Annotated in this window: 15 protein-coding genes and 1 pseudogene; 5 read left to right on the top strand and 11 right to left on the bottom strand. The window is 51.6% G+C overall.

The window, feature by feature from the left end; all coding sequences use genetic code 11:
* Positions 1-153: 153 nt before the first annotated feature.
* Positions 154-1,305 (top strand): iron-containing alcohol dehydrogenase, encoded by a 1,152-nt coding sequence (locus ACPUC8_RS12810; protein WP_494926442.1) that lies wholly within the window; start codon positions 154-156, stop codon positions 1,303-1,305.
* A gap of 31 nt (positions 1,306-1,336) precedes the next feature.
* Here ACPUC8_RS12810 and ACPUC8_RS12815 read toward each other — a convergent pair whose 3' ends face one another.
* The 4 genes from ACPUC8_RS12815 to ACPUC8_RS12830 all read right to left on the bottom strand — a co-directional run bounded on the left by ACPUC8_RS12815 (position 1,337) and on the right by ACPUC8_RS12830 (position 5,896).
* The gene (locus ACPUC8_RS12815; RefSeq protein ID WP_494926443.1) at positions 1,337-3,259 is read right to left on the bottom strand and encodes a methyl-accepting chemotaxis protein; all 1,923 of its coding nucleotides are present in this window, start codon (positions 3,257-3,259) and stop codon (positions 1,337-1,339) included.
* 125 nt (positions 3,260-3,384) lie between these two features.
* Positions 3,385-4,212: a Cof-type HAD-IIB family hydrolase gene (locus tag ACPUC8_RS12820; RefSeq protein ID WP_494926444.1), complete on the bottom strand. Its 828-nt coding sequence runs from the start codon at positions 4,210-4,212 to the stop codon at positions 3,385-3,387.
* Between the two features lie 110 nt (positions 4,213-4,322).
* Positions 4,323-4,790 (bottom strand): RcnB family protein, encoded by a 468-nt coding sequence (locus ACPUC8_RS12825; protein ID WP_039330544.1) that lies wholly within the window; start codon positions 4,788-4,790, stop codon positions 4,323-4,325.
* An 866-nt stretch (positions 4,791-5,656) separates the two neighbouring features.
* Positions 5,657-5,896, bottom strand: coding sequence for a DUF1272 domain-containing protein (locus ACPUC8_RS12830; RefSeq protein ID WP_039330545.1), 240 nt, complete (start codon positions 5,894-5,896; stop codon positions 5,657-5,659).
* Positions 5,897-6,066: 170 nt separating this feature from the next.
* On the opposite strand from ACPUC8_RS12830, the gene ACPUC8_RS12835 reads away from it, so the two are divergent.
* The 4 genes from ACPUC8_RS12835 to ACPUC8_RS12850 all read left to right on the top strand — a co-directional run bounded on the left by ACPUC8_RS12835 (position 6,067) and on the right by ACPUC8_RS12850 (position 12,734).
* The gene (locus ACPUC8_RS12835) at positions 6,067-7,170 is read left to right on the top strand and encodes an AI-2E family transporter (protein ID WP_039330546.1); all 1,104 of its coding nucleotides are present in this window, start codon (positions 6,067-6,069) and stop codon (positions 7,168-7,170) included.
* Positions 7,171-7,234: 64 nt separating this feature from the next.
* Positions 7,235-8,245, top strand: a complete 1,011-nt coding sequence (locus ACPUC8_RS12840; protein WP_494926445.1) for an AI-2E family transporter — start codon at positions 7,235-7,237, stop codon at positions 8,243-8,245.
* Positions 8,246-8,500: 255 nt separating this feature from the next.
* Positions 8,501-9,124 carry a response regulator gene (locus ACPUC8_RS12845; RefSeq protein ID WP_494926446.1) on the top strand — a complete coding sequence of 208 codons (624 nt, stop codon included), beginning with the start codon at positions 8,501-8,503 and terminating at the stop codon, positions 9,122-9,124.
* 7 nt (positions 9,125-9,131) lie between these two features.
* Positions 9,132-12,734, top strand: a complete 3,603-nt coding sequence (locus ACPUC8_RS12850; protein ID WP_494926447.1) for an ATP-binding protein — start codon at positions 9,132-9,134, stop codon at positions 12,732-12,734.
* A gap of 34 nt (positions 12,735-12,768) precedes the next feature.
* Here ACPUC8_RS12850 and ACPUC8_RS12855 read toward each other — a convergent pair whose 3' ends face one another.
* The 7 genes and pseudogenes from ACPUC8_RS12855 to ACPUC8_RS12885 all read right to left on the bottom strand — a co-directional run bounded on the left by ACPUC8_RS12855 (position 12,769) and on the right by ACPUC8_RS12885 (position 21,348).
* Positions 12,769-13,392: a response regulator gene (locus ACPUC8_RS12855; RefSeq protein WP_039330550.1), complete on the bottom strand. Its 624-nt coding sequence runs from the start codon at positions 13,390-13,392 to the stop codon at positions 12,769-12,771.
* Between the two features lie 383 nt (positions 13,393-13,775).
* Positions 13,776-17,297, bottom strand: coding sequence for an AAA domain-containing protein (locus tag ACPUC8_RS12860; RefSeq protein WP_494926448.1), 3,522 nt, complete (start codon positions 17,295-17,297; stop codon positions 13,776-13,778).
* 226 nt (positions 17,298-17,523) lie between these two features.
* Positions 17,524-18,558, bottom strand: coding sequence for a type VI secretion system baseplate subunit TssG (tssG, locus tag ACPUC8_RS12865; protein WP_494926449.1), 1,035 nt, complete (start codon positions 18,556-18,558; stop codon positions 17,524-17,526).
* A gap of 2 nt (positions 18,559-18,560) precedes the next feature.
* Complete coding sequence (locus ACPUC8_RS12870) at positions 18,561-18,818, bottom strand: type VI secretion system baseplate subunit TssF (protein WP_494926458.1); 258 nt, start codon at positions 18,816-18,818, stop codon at positions 18,561-18,563.
* 56 nt (positions 18,819-18,874) lie between these two features.
* A pseudogene (locus ACPUC8_RS12875) lies at positions 18,875-20,263 on the bottom strand (type VI secretion system Vgr family protein); the annotation flags it as partial.
* Positions 20,264-20,298: 35 nt separating this feature from the next.
* Positions 20,299-20,943, bottom strand: a complete 645-nt coding sequence (gene tssL / locus ACPUC8_RS12880; RefSeq protein WP_039330552.1) for a type VI secretion system protein TssL, short form — start codon at positions 20,941-20,943, stop codon at positions 20,299-20,301.
* Positions 20,944-21,234: 291 nt separating this feature from the next.
* Positions 21,235-21,348: a type VI secretion system baseplate subunit TssF gene (locus ACPUC8_RS12885; protein ID WP_071885748.1), complete on the bottom strand. Its 114-nt coding sequence runs from the start codon at positions 21,346-21,348 to the stop codon at positions 21,235-21,237.
* Positions 21,349-21,353: the final 5 nt, after the last annotated feature.

The raw sequence follows: 21,353 nt of genomic DNA on the forward strand, positions 1-21,353 counted from the left end.
AGGGTAACATTGCGCACAAAGCATCAGATGCGGCGGCGGAATTTCTGTTTTGCGAAGGTGATCAACTTTTTGCCTGGTGGTTATCAGAATGTTTGCCACGGGGACGTCACGGCTTTTGGTTACACTAGATGATTCACGCCATTCAAAAAGGACATGCAGGTGAGTGAGAATCTGATCGAGTTGTACAGTAATCAACAAACCCTGTTTGGTCGCGGTAGCATTGACCGCCTGGTGCCGTTACTCGCGGCCAATCCCCAACCTACTCTGCTGTTTTGTGGCCGCTCATTTCTTAATGGCCCGGCCTGGCAACGACTGGGTGCCGCGCTGAATGACCAGATTTTGGGCTACGAGATTGTCAGCCATGAAGCCTCTCCCGATGAAATCGATGCGTGGGTCAACCGCTGGCGCGGTCACGTTGACCGTGTGGTCGCGATAGGCGGCGGTAGCGTGTTGGATGCGGCAAAAGCGTTCAGTGCCATGATGCAGCATCCGCTGAATACCGCGCGCTATCTGGAAAAAGTGGGGGATACCGCCGTTCAGGCCATCACGCTGCCTTTGATTGCCATCCCGACCACCGCAGGGACCGGCAGCGAAGCGACGCAAAATGCCGTGGTGACCGATCAACAGCATATTCAGGTTAAAGCGTCGCTGCGCCATCCGGTGTTTGTGCCGCATGTCGCGATTCTCGATCCTGATTTGTTAAAAGGTGCGCCCGATAGCGTGCTCGCGACCTGCGCCATTGACGCTTTTACCCACTTGTTCGAAGCGTACCTGTCACGTAAAGGGAATCTCTTCACCCAGCAAACCGCACTGAGCGGCCTGCGGTTGTTCTTTACAGCCTGGCCGAACCTGAACCGTGACGACCAGCAAGGTGACGAAGCACGTGAAGCGATGATGATGGCCTCCTGGCTTGGCGGCGTTTGCCTGAGCAGTGCAGGATTGGGTGTGATCCACGGGATCGCAGGTGAACTGGGCGCGATTAAGCCGTTCCATCACGGTGAAGTCTGTGGTCGCTTACTGTTCCCGTTCCTTGATGTGCTGGCCGAAAGTGAAAATGCCGATCAACAGCGTCTGATGGCGCAGTTAGGTCAAGCGCTGCTGCCAGAGGATCCGGCCCCACCGGCGCTGGCACTCAAAGCCTGGTTGCAACAGCACGCGATTGTGCCGTTCTGGCAGGAGGGTCCGACGCTGAGCGCCACCGAGGTCGACTGGATTGTGGCACGCGCCAACAGTAAAAATGGCTGGGTGAGTTACGATGCCCCGACCCTGACCGAGATGATCGCCGCCGCGTGGCACGTGGTTTAATAAAGCGGGCGGCCTGAAGGCCGCCCATGAACTACACCACCTTGAACATCGCAATCTCTTGCGCCAGCTGTGCGGCTTCATCACGCAAGGCTTGGGTATTCTCCGCCGTTTGCGTCACTAACATCAGGTTCTGCTGAATGCCCCGCTCCATTTGCGAAACCGCCAGCGTCACCTCCGCAATCCCTTTGCTCTGCTCATCCCCCGCGACGCGCATTTCACTGACCACCTGCTTCACCTTATGCACATCACCGACCAACTGCGTCAATTGCTGGCCTGCGCCCTGCACCAGCTTACTGCCCGCCAGTACGTTGCTGTCTGAATCGGCAATCAGCGCTTTGATCTCCTGCGCCGCCGTGGCACTACGCTGCGCCAGCGCGCGCACTTCCGAGGCCACCACAGCAAAGCCTCTGCCCTGTTCACCCGCGCGCGCCGCTTCAACCGCCGCGTTCAGCGCCAGAATATTGGTCTGAAACGCAATGCTGTCGATTACCGTCAGGATCTCCGCCACGCGACGTGAGGAAGATTGAATCGAGCCCATGGTGCTCACCACTTCACTCATCACCTCACTGCTGTTGCGCGCGATATTGGCGGTTTGCTCCGCCGCCGCATCGGCAAGCCGGGTATTTTCGGCGTTCTGCTGCACGGTGGCGTTAAGCTGCTCCATCGCGGCGGCACTCTGTTCCAGTGCAGCGGCCTGTTCAGCAATCTTTTCGGATAAGGCGTAATTACTCTGCGCCAGGCCCGAAGCATTGGCGGCAACGGTTTCACCGCTTCCCTGCACGCGGGAAATTACGCCAGCAATTTTATCAACAAAGCTGTTAAAGGCTTCGGCGATATCCGCTAACTCATCACGTCCGCTTTTGGTTAAACGGCGCGTCAGGTCACCATCACCGTGGGCAATGGCGTCCAGCGCCACGTGTGTCGCTTTCAAACGCTGTCCAATACGTTGGGTAAACATCCAGGTGAGCAACAGCAGCACAATCATCGCCGGGATCAGGAAGGTGAAGATGTCGCGCATCATGGTACGCGCCAGACCGCTGACCACACTTTCCGGCGTCACCAATCCCACCACCCAGCCGGTGCCTGGCATGCGGAACAGCGTCACCTGTGCGCGGGTGTGCAGATAATCATCGGCAAAATCCGACATTTTTTGCACGTCACCTGCACCTTTAAGCTGGCTAATTTGCTCTGCCAGAGGCGCAAGCCACGCTGATTTCTCGGTCAGGCTTTTCAGGGTGCTCAAGGTCTTTAAATCCTGACCTGGGTAATAGAGCAGATTCCCTGCGCTATCCAGCGCAAACGCGTATCCGCCCGTGACCTGCCCCTTTTGCTGCATAAAGCCGGCCAGGTTATCCAGTTGTACATCCAGAGTGGCAACCCCAGCAAACCGGTCACCTGCCACATAAGGCACGCTGCACGTCACCATTTTCACGCCGGACACCGGATCCTGATAAACCTCAGACCAACCGCAGCGATCGCGCGCAGTGCTGCGCACGGCGCTGTACCAACTCTCTTGTTGATAGGCGTTGCTCTCCGGCTGGTTATAGCCGTCGGAATAGGCCAGTGAGCCATCGTTCTGTCGCGCCCAGAAAAAACTGCGACGCTGCACGCCGGGGGTAAAGGCGTCCGGTTCCGGCCACACGCCGCCGCCCGCGATGGTTTTATCGCCGCTGCTGTTGATAATCTGCGGGAAACTCTGCTGCCAGAGTGTGGCATCGTGCGGCAGGACTTCTGCCAGACGCGCCATACTGACGGCTTCGCCTTCGATGCGAACCAGTTGCTGATTCAATTGACTGACGAGGTTGTTACCGGCCTGCTCAATCAGCGTATGGCTGGCTTCGATGACACGCGGCTGACCGCGTAACATCAATACGGAGAACACCACTGCGGTAGTAACACAAAGCAATAACAGGCCGCCCAACGTCATGCGGGCAGCCAAACGGGTTGGCAACATAATTTATCCTTACTTACCGACTGCATTTTCGATTGAGATAAGAAACTGCCGCTCAGCGGCGAATTGTGCGTTCCGTCACAATCGAGTATCGGCAAAGTCAGGAATAGCTTAAGGCTGCATGACGATTAAATGACAAAGGGTGGCTTACCCGCCAGCATCTGTTCAATCACCTGCAGCACGCCCTCTTCGTTATTGTTGGGTGCCTCGAAGCGCGCCACGTCTTTAACCTTCTGCGGCGCATTCGCCATAGCAAAGCTAAACCCGGATTGCTGCAGCATCTCCAGATCGTTGCCGCCATCGCCGAACACCAGAATCTCGCTGCGATCGATGCCCCAGCGCTTGCCCAGCAGATCGAGGCCATGGCCTTTGTGATTGCCCGGCACAATTAAATCCACCGATCCGTGGCCGCTGGACGTCGCCGCAGCCGAGCCTTGATGCAGGCGCTCGATGTCCGCCATCAGCGGCTCAACGTATTCATCAGACAGGTTAAGGGCGAACTTGAAGAGTTTGTCATCACCGACCTCATCGAGGCTGCGAATCGGCTTCAGACGATGGCAGTAGTGACGCATTTTGACCAGCCAACTCTCTTCGATACCTTCGAAGTAGTAGGCGCTGTCGCGTCCACACAGAATGTAGCGCAGTTCTGGATAGTGTCCGTTGTGCAGGGTATCGAGCACCGCGTCAATGTCCGCGCGAGAGAACGAGCCGCAGAACAACTCTTCGTCGCAGTCGATGATCCACGCGCCATTTTCGGCCACGAAAGCAATTTCACTGGAGATGTCGGGGAAGAAGGATTTGAGTTGGTAATACTGGTTGCCGCTGGCGACCACAAATTTGATGCCGCGCCGTTTCATTTCCTGATAACAGGCCTGAAAACGTGCCCGGTTGTACTGTTTCTTATCGTCGAGGAAGGTGCCGTCCTTATCCACCGCCACCATTTTTACCACGGTCATCATGACTCCTTAGCGCATTGAAAGGAAAAAAGGGCCGTAGAGAGGATAACCTGGTGAGCGAAGAAAGCGGAGAGAAACACGGATGGTGGACACCATCCGTGCAAGCGATATTAGTTAAACGCGCCATTCAGAATCAGCGAGGTGATCACGCCCGTTGCTGCAGCAATCAACACATAGTTGCCATCAACATAAGACCAGTACTCACCACGCGGTGGCTCCGGCAGGCGACGTTCACGCCAGTCATCTACACGATAATGCGGGCCACGGAATTCTGGCGGCATTGGGTGCCCACGACGGAAATCATGGCCATTCCATGCGAAGTGGTCACCGCCGTGGTGTCCTTCCGGCATACGATGGTCAGCATAACGGTCGTGATGATCCGGGCCACGGTCTGGGCCATGACCACGATCGGGACCCCGGTCGCCGCCATGATCAGGGCCACGGCCGTGGTCCTGATGTTGGTCGCCGCCACGCGGCTGCCAGTGTTGGTCACCCGGGCCATCGGCCCAGGAAACGGCTGAAAACAGTGAGCTGCATGCAATAAGTGACGCAATAAGATTTGATGTAGTTTTTTTCATGATGTTGCCTCCAATGATAACGGCAGTTCTCGCACCGTTGAGTATCACTATTCATCAAATGGCAGCAAAAGAGGATTTCCAAAATTCCTAAAAAATCGGTGACTTACAATAAATTACCGCGAATTATCGCTTTCTTAACGATTGTGTCTTTTCTGACATCAAATGGACTTAATGTGAACAAAAAATGGAGATGAGAGGGGGAAAGAAACCCGATCGCGGGGATCGGGTGGAGAATGCTAATTCCATAAATTGCATAAAGCGGGTAAACCCTGCAAATTTGAGGGTAAAACTGAAGCACACAACGCCACATCACTAGCATTGCCGATAAACAATACCACTTTAAAATGCAAAATTCTTTTAAAACCCCCTGCTTTTCGGAAAAAACCGTAAAAATTTAACGGGGAAAGAAAATTATATTTCGCTGCCCCTCACTTCCTGACAAATAAGGTCTGTGCTCTGACCAGAATCGGGGAGGGATTAAGCACTCTTTTCTGTTTTGCAGAGGAGCGTGGCGCAAAAAAGGCCGTTACTTGCCATAAAAACATCATAACGCACTATAAAATAAGGAAATTACAAAAACCAATTTTAAAATGGACTGTTTATTCAGAGCAAACTTCAATGTTATTCATCATTCCCTTACGCGCTTATCAGATAAAAATCCTTATTAGCCCCATTAATATACATCTGTGATTAATACCGCGCTTAATATTATCTACACTGAGTTTAGGATTATCCCTCGCTTTCTATTTAACTGAGTGTTTTTTCATCCCTGACGGGTCTGACAATAGAAGATCGCACCTCAGAAAAGGTTAATTCAGGCAGATGATTGCATTAAAAGAATAATAGTGGACGTGCAGACAACGGAATCAACGCGTTGACGATGCCGACAAATGTCGTGTTGTCGATGCCGGATGACGCGCTAACGCGGCAGCAGGACGAACCGGACGGCGCACCAACTCGCCGCTGCAATTCGGGCAGCGCTGGTTCAGGATGGTTTCCACGCAGGTGACACAGAAGGTGCATTCAAATGAACAAATACGGGCATCCGGTGACTCTGGCGGCAAATCTTTATCACAGCATTCGCAGTTAGGACGAAGTTCCAGCATGGCGGTCTCCTCTCAGTTTAGCGCCTATCATCACCTGCTTGTGCGGTCAGCACCAGACCGCTGACGGACACCATCCGGACAGATCGGGACAATCCTTCAGGGCAAAAGCATTACATTCCGCGTTTCACGTTCTATAGTTCAATCGCCACATTTACACATGAGATTATGCAATGCGAATCAAAGGCCTTAACTTCGGTTTCTTTATTGTGATTTTGGCGATCGTCACGGTCGCCTTTTTTGATGTGCTGACACCCTACTTTTCCGCCATCTTCTGGGCTGCGATTCTGGCGGTGATCTTCCATCCATTAAAATCCCTGCTGCGCCGCAAAATGGGCGATCGCAACGGGCTGGCTGCCTTTGCCACCTTAGCGATCATTTGCCTGATCGTCTTCACGCCACTGGCCATCATCACCTCTTCAATGGTGGTGGAGGTCAACACCGTCTACACCAAGCTGCAGAACAACTCGTCGCAGTTCCCTGCGGTGTTTGCCGATCTGATGCAGCATTTACCTTCATGGGCGCGTAACTATCTCGCTGAAAATCACCTCGACAATGCCGGACAGATTCAGCAAAAACTGTCTGAGTTTGCGTTAAAAGGCGGTCAGTACATGGCCGGCAGTGTGTTCCTGATCGGCAAAGGTACCTTCACCTTCACCGTGGGTTTTGGCGTAATGCTCTACCTGCTGTTCTTCCTGTTAAAGGATGGCGCATGGTTAGTGGCGTTGATGCTGGAAGCGCTGCCGCTTTCAACCTACGTAAAGCATCATCTGATGATGAAGTTCGCGGCGGTGTCCCGTGCTACGGTAAAAGGCACGGTTGTGGTGGCAGTGGTTCAGGGGATTCTGGGCGGTATCGCCTTCTGGATCACCGGCATTGATGGCAGTCTGCTGTGGGGCACGCTGATGGCGTTCCTGTCGCTGATCCCGGCGGTGGGTTCAGCTATAGTTTGGGTACCAGCAGCGATTTTCTTCTTCGCCACCAGCGCGGTGTGGAAAGGGTTGTTCCTGGTCGGTTTCTTCGTGGTGGTGGTTGGCTTAGTGGACAACATTTTACGTCCCCTGTTGGTGGGTAAAGACACCAAAATGCCAGACTACTTGATCCTGATCTCTACGCTCGGCGGCATGGAAGTTTACGGTATCAACGGTTTTGTCATCGGCCCGCTGATTGCAGCACTGTTTATCGCCTGTTGGAATCTGCTCTCCGGACGTGACAACCGTGAGAATGCCGAAGAGATCGATGAAGAGTTTATCGAAGAGGGGAAATTGCGCGAGTAAGCGGTTTCCCGATCAGGCGGTTGCCCACGCTGGGTAACCGCTCGCTGACTGGAGAACTGCACCGATGTACCAGGGTTGGTTAAAAACGCTCTCCCCCGTGGCGCAAGCCCTGTTCCTGCTCGCATGCCTCACCTTGGTTTTACTGGGCTTGCGGCTCGCTGCACCGTTGATCAATCAGGTGCTGTTGGCTATTTTTCTTGCCGCCATGCTGGACCCGCTGATTAGCCGCCTGGCACAGCGCGGCATTCCTCGCGCCCTCTCTTCACTGCTGGTGATCGTCATCCTGTTAATGCTGATCGTGATCACCATCATGTCACTCAGCGCGTCGGCACCCGATCTGATTAAACTCAGCCGCCAGGCGCCTAATCTGGTCGCCGCCAAGCTGCAATACCTGACGCAATCCCTCAGCCAGATGGGCATTATCCTCACCGCCGATGAGATGCTGAATTTCGTTGATGCGGGGGCGGTGGTACGCTTCGTCACCACGCAACTGTCGATGATTCCCGGCTTACTCTCCTGGTGGCTGATGGTGTTTTTGATGCTGCTGTTTATGCTGATTGAACTGCCACTGCTAAAACGCGTAGTACGCGCCAGCGAACGGCACTCCCGCTTATTCACGGCACTGGAGGAAGGGATTCAGAGCGTGCTGGTCTATGCGCGAGTCAAAACGTTTACCGGTCTACTCGGTGGTGTGATTGTCTGGGCAGTAGCCCATATGATTGGGCTCAAGTTCGCCTTTTTGTGGGGCGTGCTGATGTTTATCTTCAACTATATTCCGGTATTGGGTTCGTTCCTGGCGGCAATTCCGCCGGTGATCCAGACCTTTATCATGTTCGATATCAAAACCAGCCTGATGATGGTGGGATTTTTTGTCGCCCTCAATCTGATGCTGAGTTCGGTGCTGGAACCGCTGATGCTGGGAAAACGTCTGAATATGACGCTGACGGTACAGCTATTGGCTTTCCTGTTCTGGCAAGCGCTGCTCGGCATCACCGGCGCAATTCTTGCCATTCCCCTCACCTTCCTGCTGAAAAAAGTCTGGCTGGCAGTACGCCAGCCAGATTTAAGCAGCTAATAAAATATTGTCGTCCTGGGCACACCAGTGCCCAACGACAATGATTAACCCTGCCTGTTAATTAAATACCTTAAAAACACCACGCGAAATAAATAATATATTAAAAATAATTAAAGGTTAGTCAGGAATGGATATTAACGCCGTAAGGCAATCACTACAAAATTAACATTTGCGCCACCCACGCTTTAATCATAAAATCCATTAACCATTAAAATAACATCTAATAACTTCTTTCGTGATTAACAGGACTGTGACATGAAGAATGTGCTTATTATTGATGATCATCCGGTAGTCAGGATGGCGCTCCGATTATTACTTGAAACGGATAATATGAATGTCATCGGTGAAACCGATGACGGCTTTGAAGCGATGAACCTCACCAAAAGACTCTCACCGGATTTAATTATCGTTGATATCGATATGCCCTCCTACAACGGCATCGATCTGGTGCAACGCCTGCGCAACAATGACTTTGGCGGCGGCATCTTAGTGCTGACGGGTAAGGACGGCGATCACTATATCAAACGCAGTGCCAGCGCGGGTGCGGATGGTTTTATCAGTAAACGCAATAATATGACGGAATTACACGATGCGATTAGAGCGATTAACGCAGGCTACGGTTATTTTCCGCTGAATCGTAAACGCCATGGCATGGCCGATGATGAACCAGCAGACAAAGCAAAAATTGAAGCTCTCTCCAGTAAAGAACTTCAGGTGCTGGTGTTTTTAACCCGAGGAATGAAAGTCGTCGAAATGGCACAAAAAATGAAAATAAGCGACAAGACGGTTAGCACTTATAAACGTCGACTGATGGAGAAACTGGACATTCATAATATGGTCGGACTCTACGAATTCGCCAAACGCAATAATATCTCCTGAATACCTCATGCTTAAATTAGCGTATCTGCTTACTCTCTTTTTTAGCCTGTTCATTCTGCCCGCGCAGGCGGAAGAGTCTCGGATGATGCAGATATTCAGTCGCGAGCAAATTATCCCACTGACGTTTACCCTGTCCGATAACGACTGGCGTTGGCTGGGTAAAAAACGCGAGATCAAAGTGGGTGTCTATGCACCCGATAATCCCCCTTTTAATCTCACCAGCGACGCGAATACCTTAGAGGGCTTATCGGCTGATTACACCAAACTGGTGCTGCATCATCTTGGGCTTCAGATAAAAACGCACTACTTTCCCAGTCGCAGCGCTGCCTTTGACGCCCTACAACAGGGCGCGTTGGATATGCTGGTTACGGGCGCAGGCAATCAGGAAACCCCGCCAGAACTCTTGCTCAGCCAATCAGTGGTTGATGACTTCCCCGCCATGGTGTCACAAGAAAACAGGTTGTCTGCCCGCCAGGATGAGCCTGCACAACTGCACATCGCCCTGCAGCGTGGCTACTTGAGTGATGCATGGGTGGAGAGCCGCTATCCAGAAGCAAAAATCACCCGCTACCCGTCCGCATTGAGCGCGCTAGCCTCGGTGGCATTTGGCGAAAATGAGGTGTTTATCGGCAATCTGACCTCTGCCAGCTATCTGATTGAGCGCAACTACGCTTCCACACTCTCGGTCGTGCGCATTTATGAGCGCACCGATGCCGGCCACCGCTTTGTCTTCCCCGCTGCCAATGCACCGCTACTTCGCGCGGTGAATAAGGTTATTAATGCCATTCCACAACAGCAGCATCAGGCCTTATTTCACCAGTGGGGACAAAGCCTACCCGCTTCACTGGCTGCTCAGCCGCAGCTGTTCAATGACAGTGAGCGGCGCTGGCTGCGCCAACACAAAGTGCTACGTGTGGTGATCAATCCCTTAGACGCGCCCTTTACCCTGAAAGATCGTCAGAACAGCTTCAATGGCATGACAGCGGATTTGCTGCGCTTGATTCATCTGCGCACCGGGCTGAATTTCAAAATGGTTGAAGCTTCCTCGGTCAACGACATGCTGGATAAGTTGAGCAGTCATCAGGCCGAGTTTGCCGGCTCACTGACCTACAGCGCGCAGCGGGAAGATCGTGCGTTATTTTCGCGGCCCTATGTTTATCCGCCCTATGTTTTAGTCAGTAAAGATTCGCTGGGATCGCCGAATTCACTCAGCGAGATCACCACTCTCGCTATTACTCCACAGCATGAACTCACTCAGTGGCTGACGGAAAATTATCCCCATATCAAACTGGTGAACGTTGAGAATGCCAGCATCGCGCTGCAAATGGTTAATGAAGGACGCGTCGACAGCGCGGTGAACAACCTGATATCCGCGCGATATATGATCGACCGCTACTTCAGCAATCGACTGCAGATTTCGGCGCGTCTGGGGGAACATCCTGCCCGCATCGCCTTTGCCATTGGGCGCGAAAACCCAGAGCTACTCAGCATTTTGAATAAAGCGCTGGCGGCCCTCTCTCCCCGCGATATTTCGCAACTGACGATGAAATGGCAGGGCACGCCGGATGTCAAACTGGATACCTGGCTGGCCTATCGCCACGAGTTCTATTGGCTGGCGGGAATCTTTGCGCTGCTGGTAATCACCACTCTGTTCTGGAACTACCATTTGCACCGCGCCATACGCCAACGCAAGGAGGCGCAAGCACGGCTTCAGGAGCAGGCAGCGTTTCAAGAGACCCTGTTTAACGGTACGCCAGTGCCGATTTATGTCATCAATAGTGCGGGTGAATTAACCAACAAAAATCCAGCCTGGAGTCATTTTTTTGCGGATGAGTACAGCCACATCAGCCAACTCCCCCTCAGTGATACCGCGCACCCATTGCACACCATCTGCCACGCTCATATGACGCTGCTGGCGGAGCAAACATCACGAGTTATGCCGCCACAGCGTGGACAGATCGATAACGGACGCGAGCGACGTGAAGTGATCCATCGGGCTGAAGCCTTCCGCGATCATTACGGCAATATCGCGGGTTTAATTTGTAGCTGGCAGGATGTGACCGAGCATGAACGCCTGACGCGCGCGCTCTCTTTAGCCCGGGAGCGCGCCGAGCAGGCAAATCGCACCAAGAGCACCTTCCTTGCCACCATGAGCCATGAAATTCGCACCCCGATCAGCGCGATTATTGGCCTGCTGGAACTGGCGGTTACCGATCGCCAGCAGCAGTGTGATAAGGAGTCGGTGCGGGTGGCCTATGAATCCGCACAGTCTCTGATGGGGCTGATTGGCGATATCCTCGATATGGCAAAAATTGAGTCCGGTAAGCTGGAGTTCACCACGGAATGGGTGAGTTTTGAGAAGCTGGCCGAACCGGTGGTGCGGGTGTTTTCAGGCCTGGCACGCCAGAAAGGCTTGCTGCTGCATTACCACATTGATGCACTGCATCCCGATGAGATTCACGTCGATCCGATGCGTCTGCGGCAGATCCTCTCCAACCTGATCAGTAACGCCATCAAATTCACCGAGCATGGATCGGTAGAAGTGCAGATTCGCAGCCAACCCCGTGAGGATGATCAGATTCAACTGGAAATGATCGTGCAGGACACCGGCATTGGCATCAGCGAAGTTGAGCAGCAGCTGATTTTCAATCCCTATGAACAATCGGCTTCAGGCAAAAAACAGAGCGGGACAGGATTAGGTCTGGCGATCTGTGAGCAGATGGTGGCGATGATGGGAGGATGCATCACCCTACACAGCCAACCCGGCCGCGGCACCCGCATTAGTGTGCATATCCCGCTCTCCAGCCGTAAAGCACTGGATATCCCGGTCGAGGCCGTTTCCCAGCAGGAGTGTTGCAATTTACCCCTCACCATTTTGACGGTGGACGATCACCCGGCCAACCGGTTATTGCTAAAACGACAACTCACTCGCCTGGGGCATAACGTGATTGAAGCGGAGAATGGCGAACAGGCGTTATGGCTATGGCAGGAGAATACCGTTGATTTGGTGATTACAGATTGCAGCATGCCGGTGATGGATGGTTTTGCTTTAACCCGCCAGCTGCGCCAGAAACAGCGTGGCCCATTGACGATCATGGGACTGACCGCCAATGCCCAACCGGAAGAGCGCTTGCGTTGCCTTGATGCGGGCATGGACGATTGCCTGTTCAAACCGCTGCGTTTACCCCAGTTGGATGCCATCCTGCATAACATCCCGCGTTCAGCTGCCGCCACTACCTCAAAGCACCTCAAACTGCATCAGCTCCTCGACCTTAATGCACTGCGCGATCTGGCGCACCATGACGCCGAGATGTTAGAGCGATTACTCAGTGCCACCCGTGAAGAGAACCTGCGCGATATGCAGTTCGCCTACACCAGCTGTGATAAAGGTGACTGGCTGGCACTGGAGCGCAGCCTGCACCGACTGGCAGGATCGGTACAAATCATTGGTGCGTTAGACATTGCCGCGCAGTGTCGCAAGCTGGAAGAGGCGTGCGTCACCCCAATAGAGGCCGTGGATATTAAACAGATGCTGGATGAAACCCTCAGCTGTGTACAACTGCTTAACCAAGCCATTCAGAATTTCATTCAGGAACAGCGGGCCTTGTAAGCAATGAGGCCCGCTATTCTCTATCGTTACGGAATTAATCCATATTATGCCGTGCCGTAAAGTCATACAGGTCGATCATATTTTTCAGCTCTAATTTTTCCATCATGCGGCACTTGTAGGTGCTGATGGTTTTGTCGCTGATGTTCATGATTTTAGCAATCTCAACAATTTTCATACCCTGCGCCAGATAACGCATCACATCCATTTCTCTGGCGGTAAGCGTGGCGATTTTATCCTGTGCACTGTGCGCCTCAGCGAGCATCAGCCGCCGTGCACGCGCGCCGGGAAAATAGCCGTAGCCACGGCGCATCGCGCTCAGCGCATCATGCAACTCTACTAACTCTTTGCGTTTGCTGATAAACCCATCGGCGCCTGCACTGGCACAGCGCCGAATATAGTGTTCACTGTCCTTGCCCGACAGCACAAGAATACCGATATCCGACCCTTGCTGGCGGATGCGCTGTACAACGTCAATACCGTTAAGTGAAGGGATATCGATATCAATGATGAGTAAATCTGGGCGCAACTTTTTCACCAGCACAATGGCTTGCAAACCGTCATTCACCTCCGCAGCCACCACCAGATTTTGCTTTTCAAGCAACAACTTGACGGCGAAGCGTGTGACGGGGTGATCATCCACAATCAATACATTTTTCATTCTTCACCTTGCGCAGATTGGCCATTCCCGAACATCGCTGAGAAGGCTGGGTCATTCAGGACCTATCTACACGTTAAATCGGTCGTTCGGACTGAAGACTAAAATAATTAACCCTTTGAATGTCATAGTTTTGTGTATAGGTAAGTAAAGATAAAAATATACAGATTAAATGAATGAAACCCCTGCAAGGGTGGTGTTATGGGGGTGAATAGATCCTTTCATGCGCTTGCCAGCAAGTGTGGTGCTGCGGACAGAACAAATCAGGAACGGCAAGGTGAGAGAGTATTCTAATGTTGTTATGACATCATATCTGGCGGGATGACAATGGACACTCGTAATGGCTTACCTGATTAGAGTGAAGCCATTACTCATGGGAAAATGAATTAGTGTTGCAGTTGACGTTGCTCCAGACTGGTATTAATCGTCTTAATTTCACCTCTCAGACTTTCGCCACGGTAAACCATCGACGTGTCATATCGCTGATACTTCTCATCGCGAGTGGCGCTGAACCAGTTAAACGAGCCGACGCACAAAATTCCATCATCACCAATTACAATTTTGCTGTGAACACGATTGACCAACTTCGTCACGACACCGATTTCATTAAGTTTTTCCACTGCATCCTTAAGGCGCTGTTGTTTGGATATGCGCGTTTCATAATCAGTATGCTCGGTATTAAAACTTTTGTCCGTGACCACCGTGATATCGATACCGCGAGCTCGCGCCTCAACCATTGATGCGAGAAAACCGGTTTGTTCAAGCTTTTGCCAGGTTAACCAAGGGGAAACAATAGTGATACTCTTACAGATCGCGTTAAACGTTTGGTTTAAAAACGCATCATGTTGCTCAACACCGTGTAACGTTGAGAGCTGCGTTTGTGCAGCATTAAGATCATGGCGTTCTTGGTATTCGAACTGCAATGCATTCCGGGTGGAGGCAAACAGATATTTTGCCAGTAGTCCTCGCGGCGAAGAACCTGGCTGGATCTCGAACACATCCATATCGCCAAAGACCAAAAAGCTATCTTTAGCACGTGAAACGGCGACATTGAGCATGCTGCTGTCTCTGTCGATAAACCCGCCATCTTCGTGCTTCGAGTAGACTGACGAGAAAATTACAATCGCCCTTTCCGCCCCTTGCAATGAATGAACAGTGCCGACCGTTAGTGAATTTTCATCGGCATCACAATTAATATCCAGTTTGCGTAATGACGATTTAATCGCGTTGACCTGAGCCGAAAAAGGCGTGACAACGCCAACTAATTCATTCAAAGGTTTATTGTAATGACGCTCAATGTCTTCCTTATGAGTTGCAAGCCACGCTGCTATCGTCTCTGCTTCAAAGGTGTTATAGCGACTTCCACCATTTGCCTGCGTGCCTTTGCCATCAATATGCAAATAGCCCATCGCAGGAAATATCGTTTCTTTTTCAACCCCTCGTTTGGGCTGCAATTTTCCGTGATAGCACAGGCTATTACAGTAACCAATGATGTTATCGAAGCAACGACGATGCTCGTATAGATACATCCCGCGGGCCAAATCCGAGTCATACTGGTAACGCGAGTTAAACTGGGCAACCTTCATGACGCTGCCAGATGCGGCACTCTTTCCGGAGTCACACACCAGTGCATAAGCCTCATTGAGTTCTTCCTGAGTACCACCCGGTAGAATGTTCTCTTCCACCATGTTGCCAATATCTACGCTTGGCAAACTGTTCCAAATGGGTGCAATCTGTTCTGTATCACCAATAACTAATGCTTTATTTGCTAATGCGAAAGAAGCTGCAGCGACCTCAGGCAGTACCTGTCCCGCTTCATCAACTATCAGTAAATCAGCGAAATTATACAGATAGCCATCATCAAACTTTTTCCCGCCAACATGCTCCCTGATGAGCATATGATGAGGAAGCATGTAACAGGTCATCACTACACAAGGGGTAAGCTTCATTCTTCGCAGCCAGCGAGCTTTAACCGCTTTCGCACCTCTAAGACCTTTTTCTTTTTCAAGATGAGTAATCGAAGCCATATCCATCAACCATCGACCTTCCCAGTAATGCGTCGTCACCAGAAACGCAGGGAAACGGAGTTGTGTATCGGCAAGCTCATCGGCTTCGCTCAGGGTTAGCTCCTCCTCGCCAGTGTGTCCCAGCGAATGCCCCATTTCACGCCAACGTATGGCGGCTTCATTTTCACGCTGGGAAACATCCTCAGCAAAAGAAATCTGCTGTTGATACTCCCCCTGCTCCTTAAGCGCTTTTGCAATAAGGTCATCAATAAAGGCATCAATACCTTCAGCAAATGTCCCTTGAAATGCTGCCATTCGTTCACCAAATGTAGCCTCTAAAAAAACACTTATTTGATAGTGACGTTTAGTGCGAACGGCTGGAATCCAGGAGAACAGTGCGTACATCAATGACTCACTGGCTCTGAGTTGCTGCCACTGTTTTTTTCCCTGCGTTAATAGTGAGATTTCATTGGTGATATCGAGCAGTAACGTCCTCTTATTCTGAATATACTGGTTCAGATCGTCGCTTATGGCGTACCGCTCCTCGCGTATGCTATTAAGCCTTCCCCAAATGGGCTCAATTTGCTTCAACTGTGAATGAAGCTCAGCTAAACGCCTGTGTAAGCGTTCCACAACTTGTTCAGTTGATTGACACTCCTCACCGGGGAAAGCCTCTCTTGCCTTTTCAAGAAAGAAGACTTCTGAGTTTTCCAGATATTCAAGGGATTCGACACGTTTAAAAAAATCTTCCGTCTGATATTTTTTTGCGGCATCGGCTTTTCGACTCGATGACGGAAAGTAAGCGCCAAAGCTTCTGACATCAGGCAGCCAACGCCCCGCCATAGGACCTGTACCGCTTGAAAAATCTTTACCGAAGGCCTCAATAATATTGGTTACCGCCTGATTGTTGGTTGATGTCGCTATCACCAACGGTGGCTCATCTTTGTTAAGCGCCGCCCTTGCCCACTCAGTAGCAATGATCGAGAGAACCAAGGTAGTTTTCCCTGTTCCTGGAGGACCATTCACCGCAAGAATATCGCCCGACTGTTGAGTAAGAAAATGACTTAGGGCATCGCGCTGTGCGACAGCCAGCGGAAACTTATCACCGGAATGCCCCAGACGTTCGCTGAACATGGCATTGCTGGCAAGGAGTGGCTGTGTCGTGGGCTTTTCTACTGAAGCAAAACGTGAAAGTAGTGGAACCGCTTTTTTGCTCGACAGCAGATGATCGTACATCGGCAATATATGAATGCTGGCACCTCCAGTCTGGTTGGCTTTAATAACATAGCCATATCCAGCGGGTTCATATTGCTCAGGTGATTTGAGCCATTTGCCAGCAACATGTTTTAAAAGTTCATCAGTATTTTCACGGTATTTTTCCCACGACTGCTGATAACGAGCATATCGTTCCTCCCGTTGTTCATCTGATTCCTCTCGCTGCACATCCTCATTGTCGGTGCCAAAAGTGATTGAATTATGGGTGGTTTTGTATTTGTCATATGTCTCCATTTCACCAATAGAGAAAGTACCTTTGGGGAGCGGTTCAAGCAGATCACGGGGAATGGTAGCGGGAGCAGCTGGAAATAAAAAACCTTCGCGGTTCAGCAGAGCGGAGGTGACCAAAGGCGTAACAATGGCCGGAGCACCTGCTGTTCTTTCTTTGCCGTGTTTTAACTGACGAATCCATACCTGTGGGCGCAGCAACACTTCGACAGTTTTAACCTCAAGGTTTTCACCCTGGAAGAGTGATTTGACAATCTCCTCATCCAACCTTCCAGCCGAAACATCCTTCGATTTTGTGAATGAATCTTCATCTTTGCGCTCGAATGCTCCTTTTCCTGATTCGGAATCAGCCAAGGTATTACGCCAGTATGAAGTGAATCCCTGAGTATTGCTGTCCATCGCCCATCCCGTAACTTAGATAATGTTATTCATTTCGTTGAGATAAATATTACTTATCATTTAATATTGTCCACGATGCGAGCTCTAATTCAACTATTTGTTTTAGCTGTCATTGATTGTTCACGCCCAAGAATATTCGTCATTACCGCTAACATCAGAGTCGCGGAGTGTCCTTGATATAATGAAGAATTATGATGGGCTGAACCTTAGGGTTATAAGCGAATAATCACCCAAGCACCTTATTAACCTCGCGCAAGCGCCCCACACGAATTCGCGTTGTTGCAGGCATTGTGGTGTTATTATCATCCCTCAACCCCAGCATCACATTGTATCCGTTGAATAATCCGGCATCGCCCAAGCGGGGCACCGGCAGCAGCCGGGTCGGCACCGTCAGCCAGAATCGCAAATCGTAATCACAGCCCAGCAAGGTGTGCAGCAGCGCCATCACGTCCTGGCGGAGTTGCCCGTCAGGCATCCAGCCCTTCGCTTCTGCGGGATCGTCTGTCGAGAGCTCGACCCGCGAGCAGTAACCCGCCACGTGAGTTTCATCGCCCAGTATCGGATTTTGATCGAGCGTCATGCCGCCGCGTATTGAGAGGCGGGCGCGTTTTGCCACTGGCATCCTCACCGGATGGTGTGCAAAAACCTCAACTTTGGTATTCGGTGCCTGGCTGTTGATCACCGCTACGATGCCTTCCGCGGTGTGCGTGGTATGCAAGAGTGGTTGCAATATTGCCAGCAGGCGTGATGATGGTTGATCGCCGCTGTGGATGATGCCCGTAAGCGCCATCAGGCTTTGCGACACCGTATCCATACCGCCCGGCTCAAAGGTGGCCGGATAGCTGTATTTGCGCCAGATGCGGTAAAACTGTGTCATCAAGCGGTGATTGAAGATATCCAGAAACGCTGCCATCGCATCCGCACCGTCGCGGCCCTGATTAATATCGTCAATGATGCTGGTGGGCAGCAGCGAATCCACACCGTACAGGCCAAAGAAGTTAGTTCTGACCGTTGGCGCGGCATCCGGATTGTCAGCATCATTTTCCGTACACTTCAGCTCCCCGGCGGGAAAGCCCAGATGCGGATTGGGGCGAAAGCGCACCGGATCACTCTCGGGCGTGCGGCCCGTGCCAAGACGGCTGCCGGTCGTCTGCTCCAGCAACTGGCAGAAACGATAAAAATTATACCGAGCTGTCTGGTCGCGGCCTTTTTCGTCCAGCCAGAAAGGTGGCAGCGTCTGGCTGTTTTCGTTGTTATCCATGCTCACATCAGCACCCTGTCAATGCGGCGTTCAGGCCAAGCCCATTCGGTGCCAGAAGCGGTCAACAGCACCGTCAGTTGGGTAAAGCGCAACACGCTGGCGTACTGCGTCAGGAACTGCTCCAGCAGCTCGCAGAACAGGCGGGCATCACCGGTGCCGCTGAACTGCGTTTCATCGAGCGCCACGCGAATGCGCACGCCGTGCCAGTGATACGACGAGTTATAGTCCTGACGCCAGCTGACGTGACGGATACCGCTGATACGGCGGCGGTTGTTTTCGTCGTTGCTCCAGTCGAATACGGGCGATCAATATCACCGCTTTCAAAGCCAACCATCACACCCGTGCCATCCATTAACGGCCAGTGGAAGCCGTATTCTCCCCCTGCATAAGGTTTTGCCAGGCGTATCCAGCAGCTTTCAAAACCCTTCTGCCACTCACCCCGGTCAAGATCGAAGCGAATGCGGTAACGCCCCTGAGCATCAATGTGGGAGTAGGTATCATTTTCCTGCGTAGATGACACGCGGGCAGGCAACGTTCCGCTGATGGTCGGCCAGCAGAGTTCCTCTGGTCGCCATGTGTAATCACGGCTCCAGGGAACAGCTGTGAATGTGATGAAATAAGCGGAATCGCGGGAGATATTCTCGCAATCAGTGCTGACGACCAGTAACCCTTCTGGCGCATCTGGCCACGCCTTACCTGGGGTCGTGATGATCATCCCCGGACGCAGCGTCATGCAGTTGGATTTACCCTCAAACGTCACCAGCGTACTGAGATGACGTTCACTGCGGATACCTGCATACCAGATGCCCTGGCCGGGTTGCTCCTCATACGCTTTTCCGGCATCGGGATAATGCTCCGCCCAGCGATGGTCTGTACCACGTAGTGCACGATACTCCTCGCTGGTTCTGGCTTCCGCTTTCATATCGCTTTGTGCGCTGCGGTAGTTGTCATCATTGACGCCGACCTGCTTCGGCACGGCATTGCGAACTACATGCATATCCCAGACCGATTCCAGGCCTCCGTCAAACAGCCCGGAAGGATGGCGGAAAGGTATTGCCGGTCCCTTGATCCAGCCCTGCGCGTGATCGGTGAAGATAATGGCATCTTCATTGCTTTCTTCATCATACTGACGATAGAACGACACACCGACATCGGCCAGACGTCTGGCGATATGCGCATAATCGGACTCTTCGTACTGCATCATAAAGTCACGTAGCGGATAGCGGGTGTTGAGCTTCAGGGCAAAGCCCATCCGGTCAATCAGATGATTTTCCAGCGTCTTTTCAGTCAGGCTGATAATGCTGTCATTGAGGTAAACTGCGCTGTTGCGCCCCTGCGTCATGCGCACCATCTTGTGTTCAAGCACAACGCTGTAGTGGGTCTGGTCGGCGCTGGTATTATGCTGACGGAATTGCGTGATGATGCCTGGCACGATGCGCGGAGTAAGTTTTTCCCAGGGTTTACCATCCGGATACATCAACAATTCAGCAGAGTAGTTGATCAGCAGCGTCGCAGGGATATCGCGAGTGGTGCTGGTAAATTCAACCTCATAACGGGGGATCTGACTCAGCGCTTCACTGCCGCTGAATTTCAACACCGAAATCTGAATATCCGGGCGCTCCTGGCTGAGTTTTTTCAGCCGGAGTTGGTAATGGTTACAAGCTCCGTATTTACCACTCTCAATGATGTAATCCGCAATTCCCATGGTTTCCCTTCCCTTTTATCCCTGTTTCAACCCAGTCACTGAGTCAGTAAAAACAACCTCAATCCACCCCACAATCCCGCAGTGAGTAAAAGCAGTGAAACAAATGCCATCTGCGGCGAGCGCCACCAATGCATTTCTGCAGGGCCGCTACAGCGAACGATGTCCCAATGAGCGTCCATTTGCGCGACTTCTGGCAATCGCTTTTCCAGCTGCTGTAGCAGTGACTGGCGTTCAGTATCGTTTTCAACCCGATATTTACCTGAATAGCCAAACTTCAGCATGCGTTGATAGCAGACCAGTAAGGTTTCTGAGGGTGCTGGTTCGCGCAGCAGATTTTTGATGTGTTCGTAGAAATGCTCGCCACCATTGAGATGCCCAAGAAAGTGCCCCTGCAAAGGTGTGCGCCTCCACCAGGCTGAAATATCGGCTTCCGGAATGGTCATGATCAGTTCGTCGAGAAAGACGCAGTGCGCAAACTTGATTTCGTCGCAGAGAGAGTCAGGTGCACCGGCTGTGTTGAGTTTGTCCTGGACCTGTTGGACCATGCTGAAGCAATGCTGGTAGAGCGCATCATCAACGGTGATGGATTGTCCGTTTCGGACAGCAAGCGCTAGCAGCCAGGTATCCTGCATTAGCGTATCGAGGGTAGAAATTGTTATATGAGAATCTTGAGAAATCATTGGCACCATCCTGGTGTTATCTGAGCGTTGTTAATCCTTCAACGCTGTAGAAGTTTTAAGGGTTAAAATTGTTTGCATTAGCCTCTGTGGTGGCTGAAAGATGACGCCAGAGCCTTTCTCCACTAGGCCCCCTCAAAACCACACTGGCATCGATACTATTACTTAGGGTGACAGTCGATCAAGTAAACAGTATGAAAGTCTGATCTAAGTCGAATTTATGCACTAAAAATCAGATCCACTTAATTGTTTAATGTCACGCTGATAAAGCCCTGAACGCCTGCAAGAACGATGTTATGGGGGGATCTGACGACCGACTTCCGGATATTGCTCGGCAAACTCTTGCGCCGCCGCCTTCAGATAACGCATTTCGCTGTCAAAATATTTTAGAAAATCATGATCGTTCATTGCTC

It is taken from the genome of Pantoea sp. CFCC18177, from assembly GCF_059412425.1.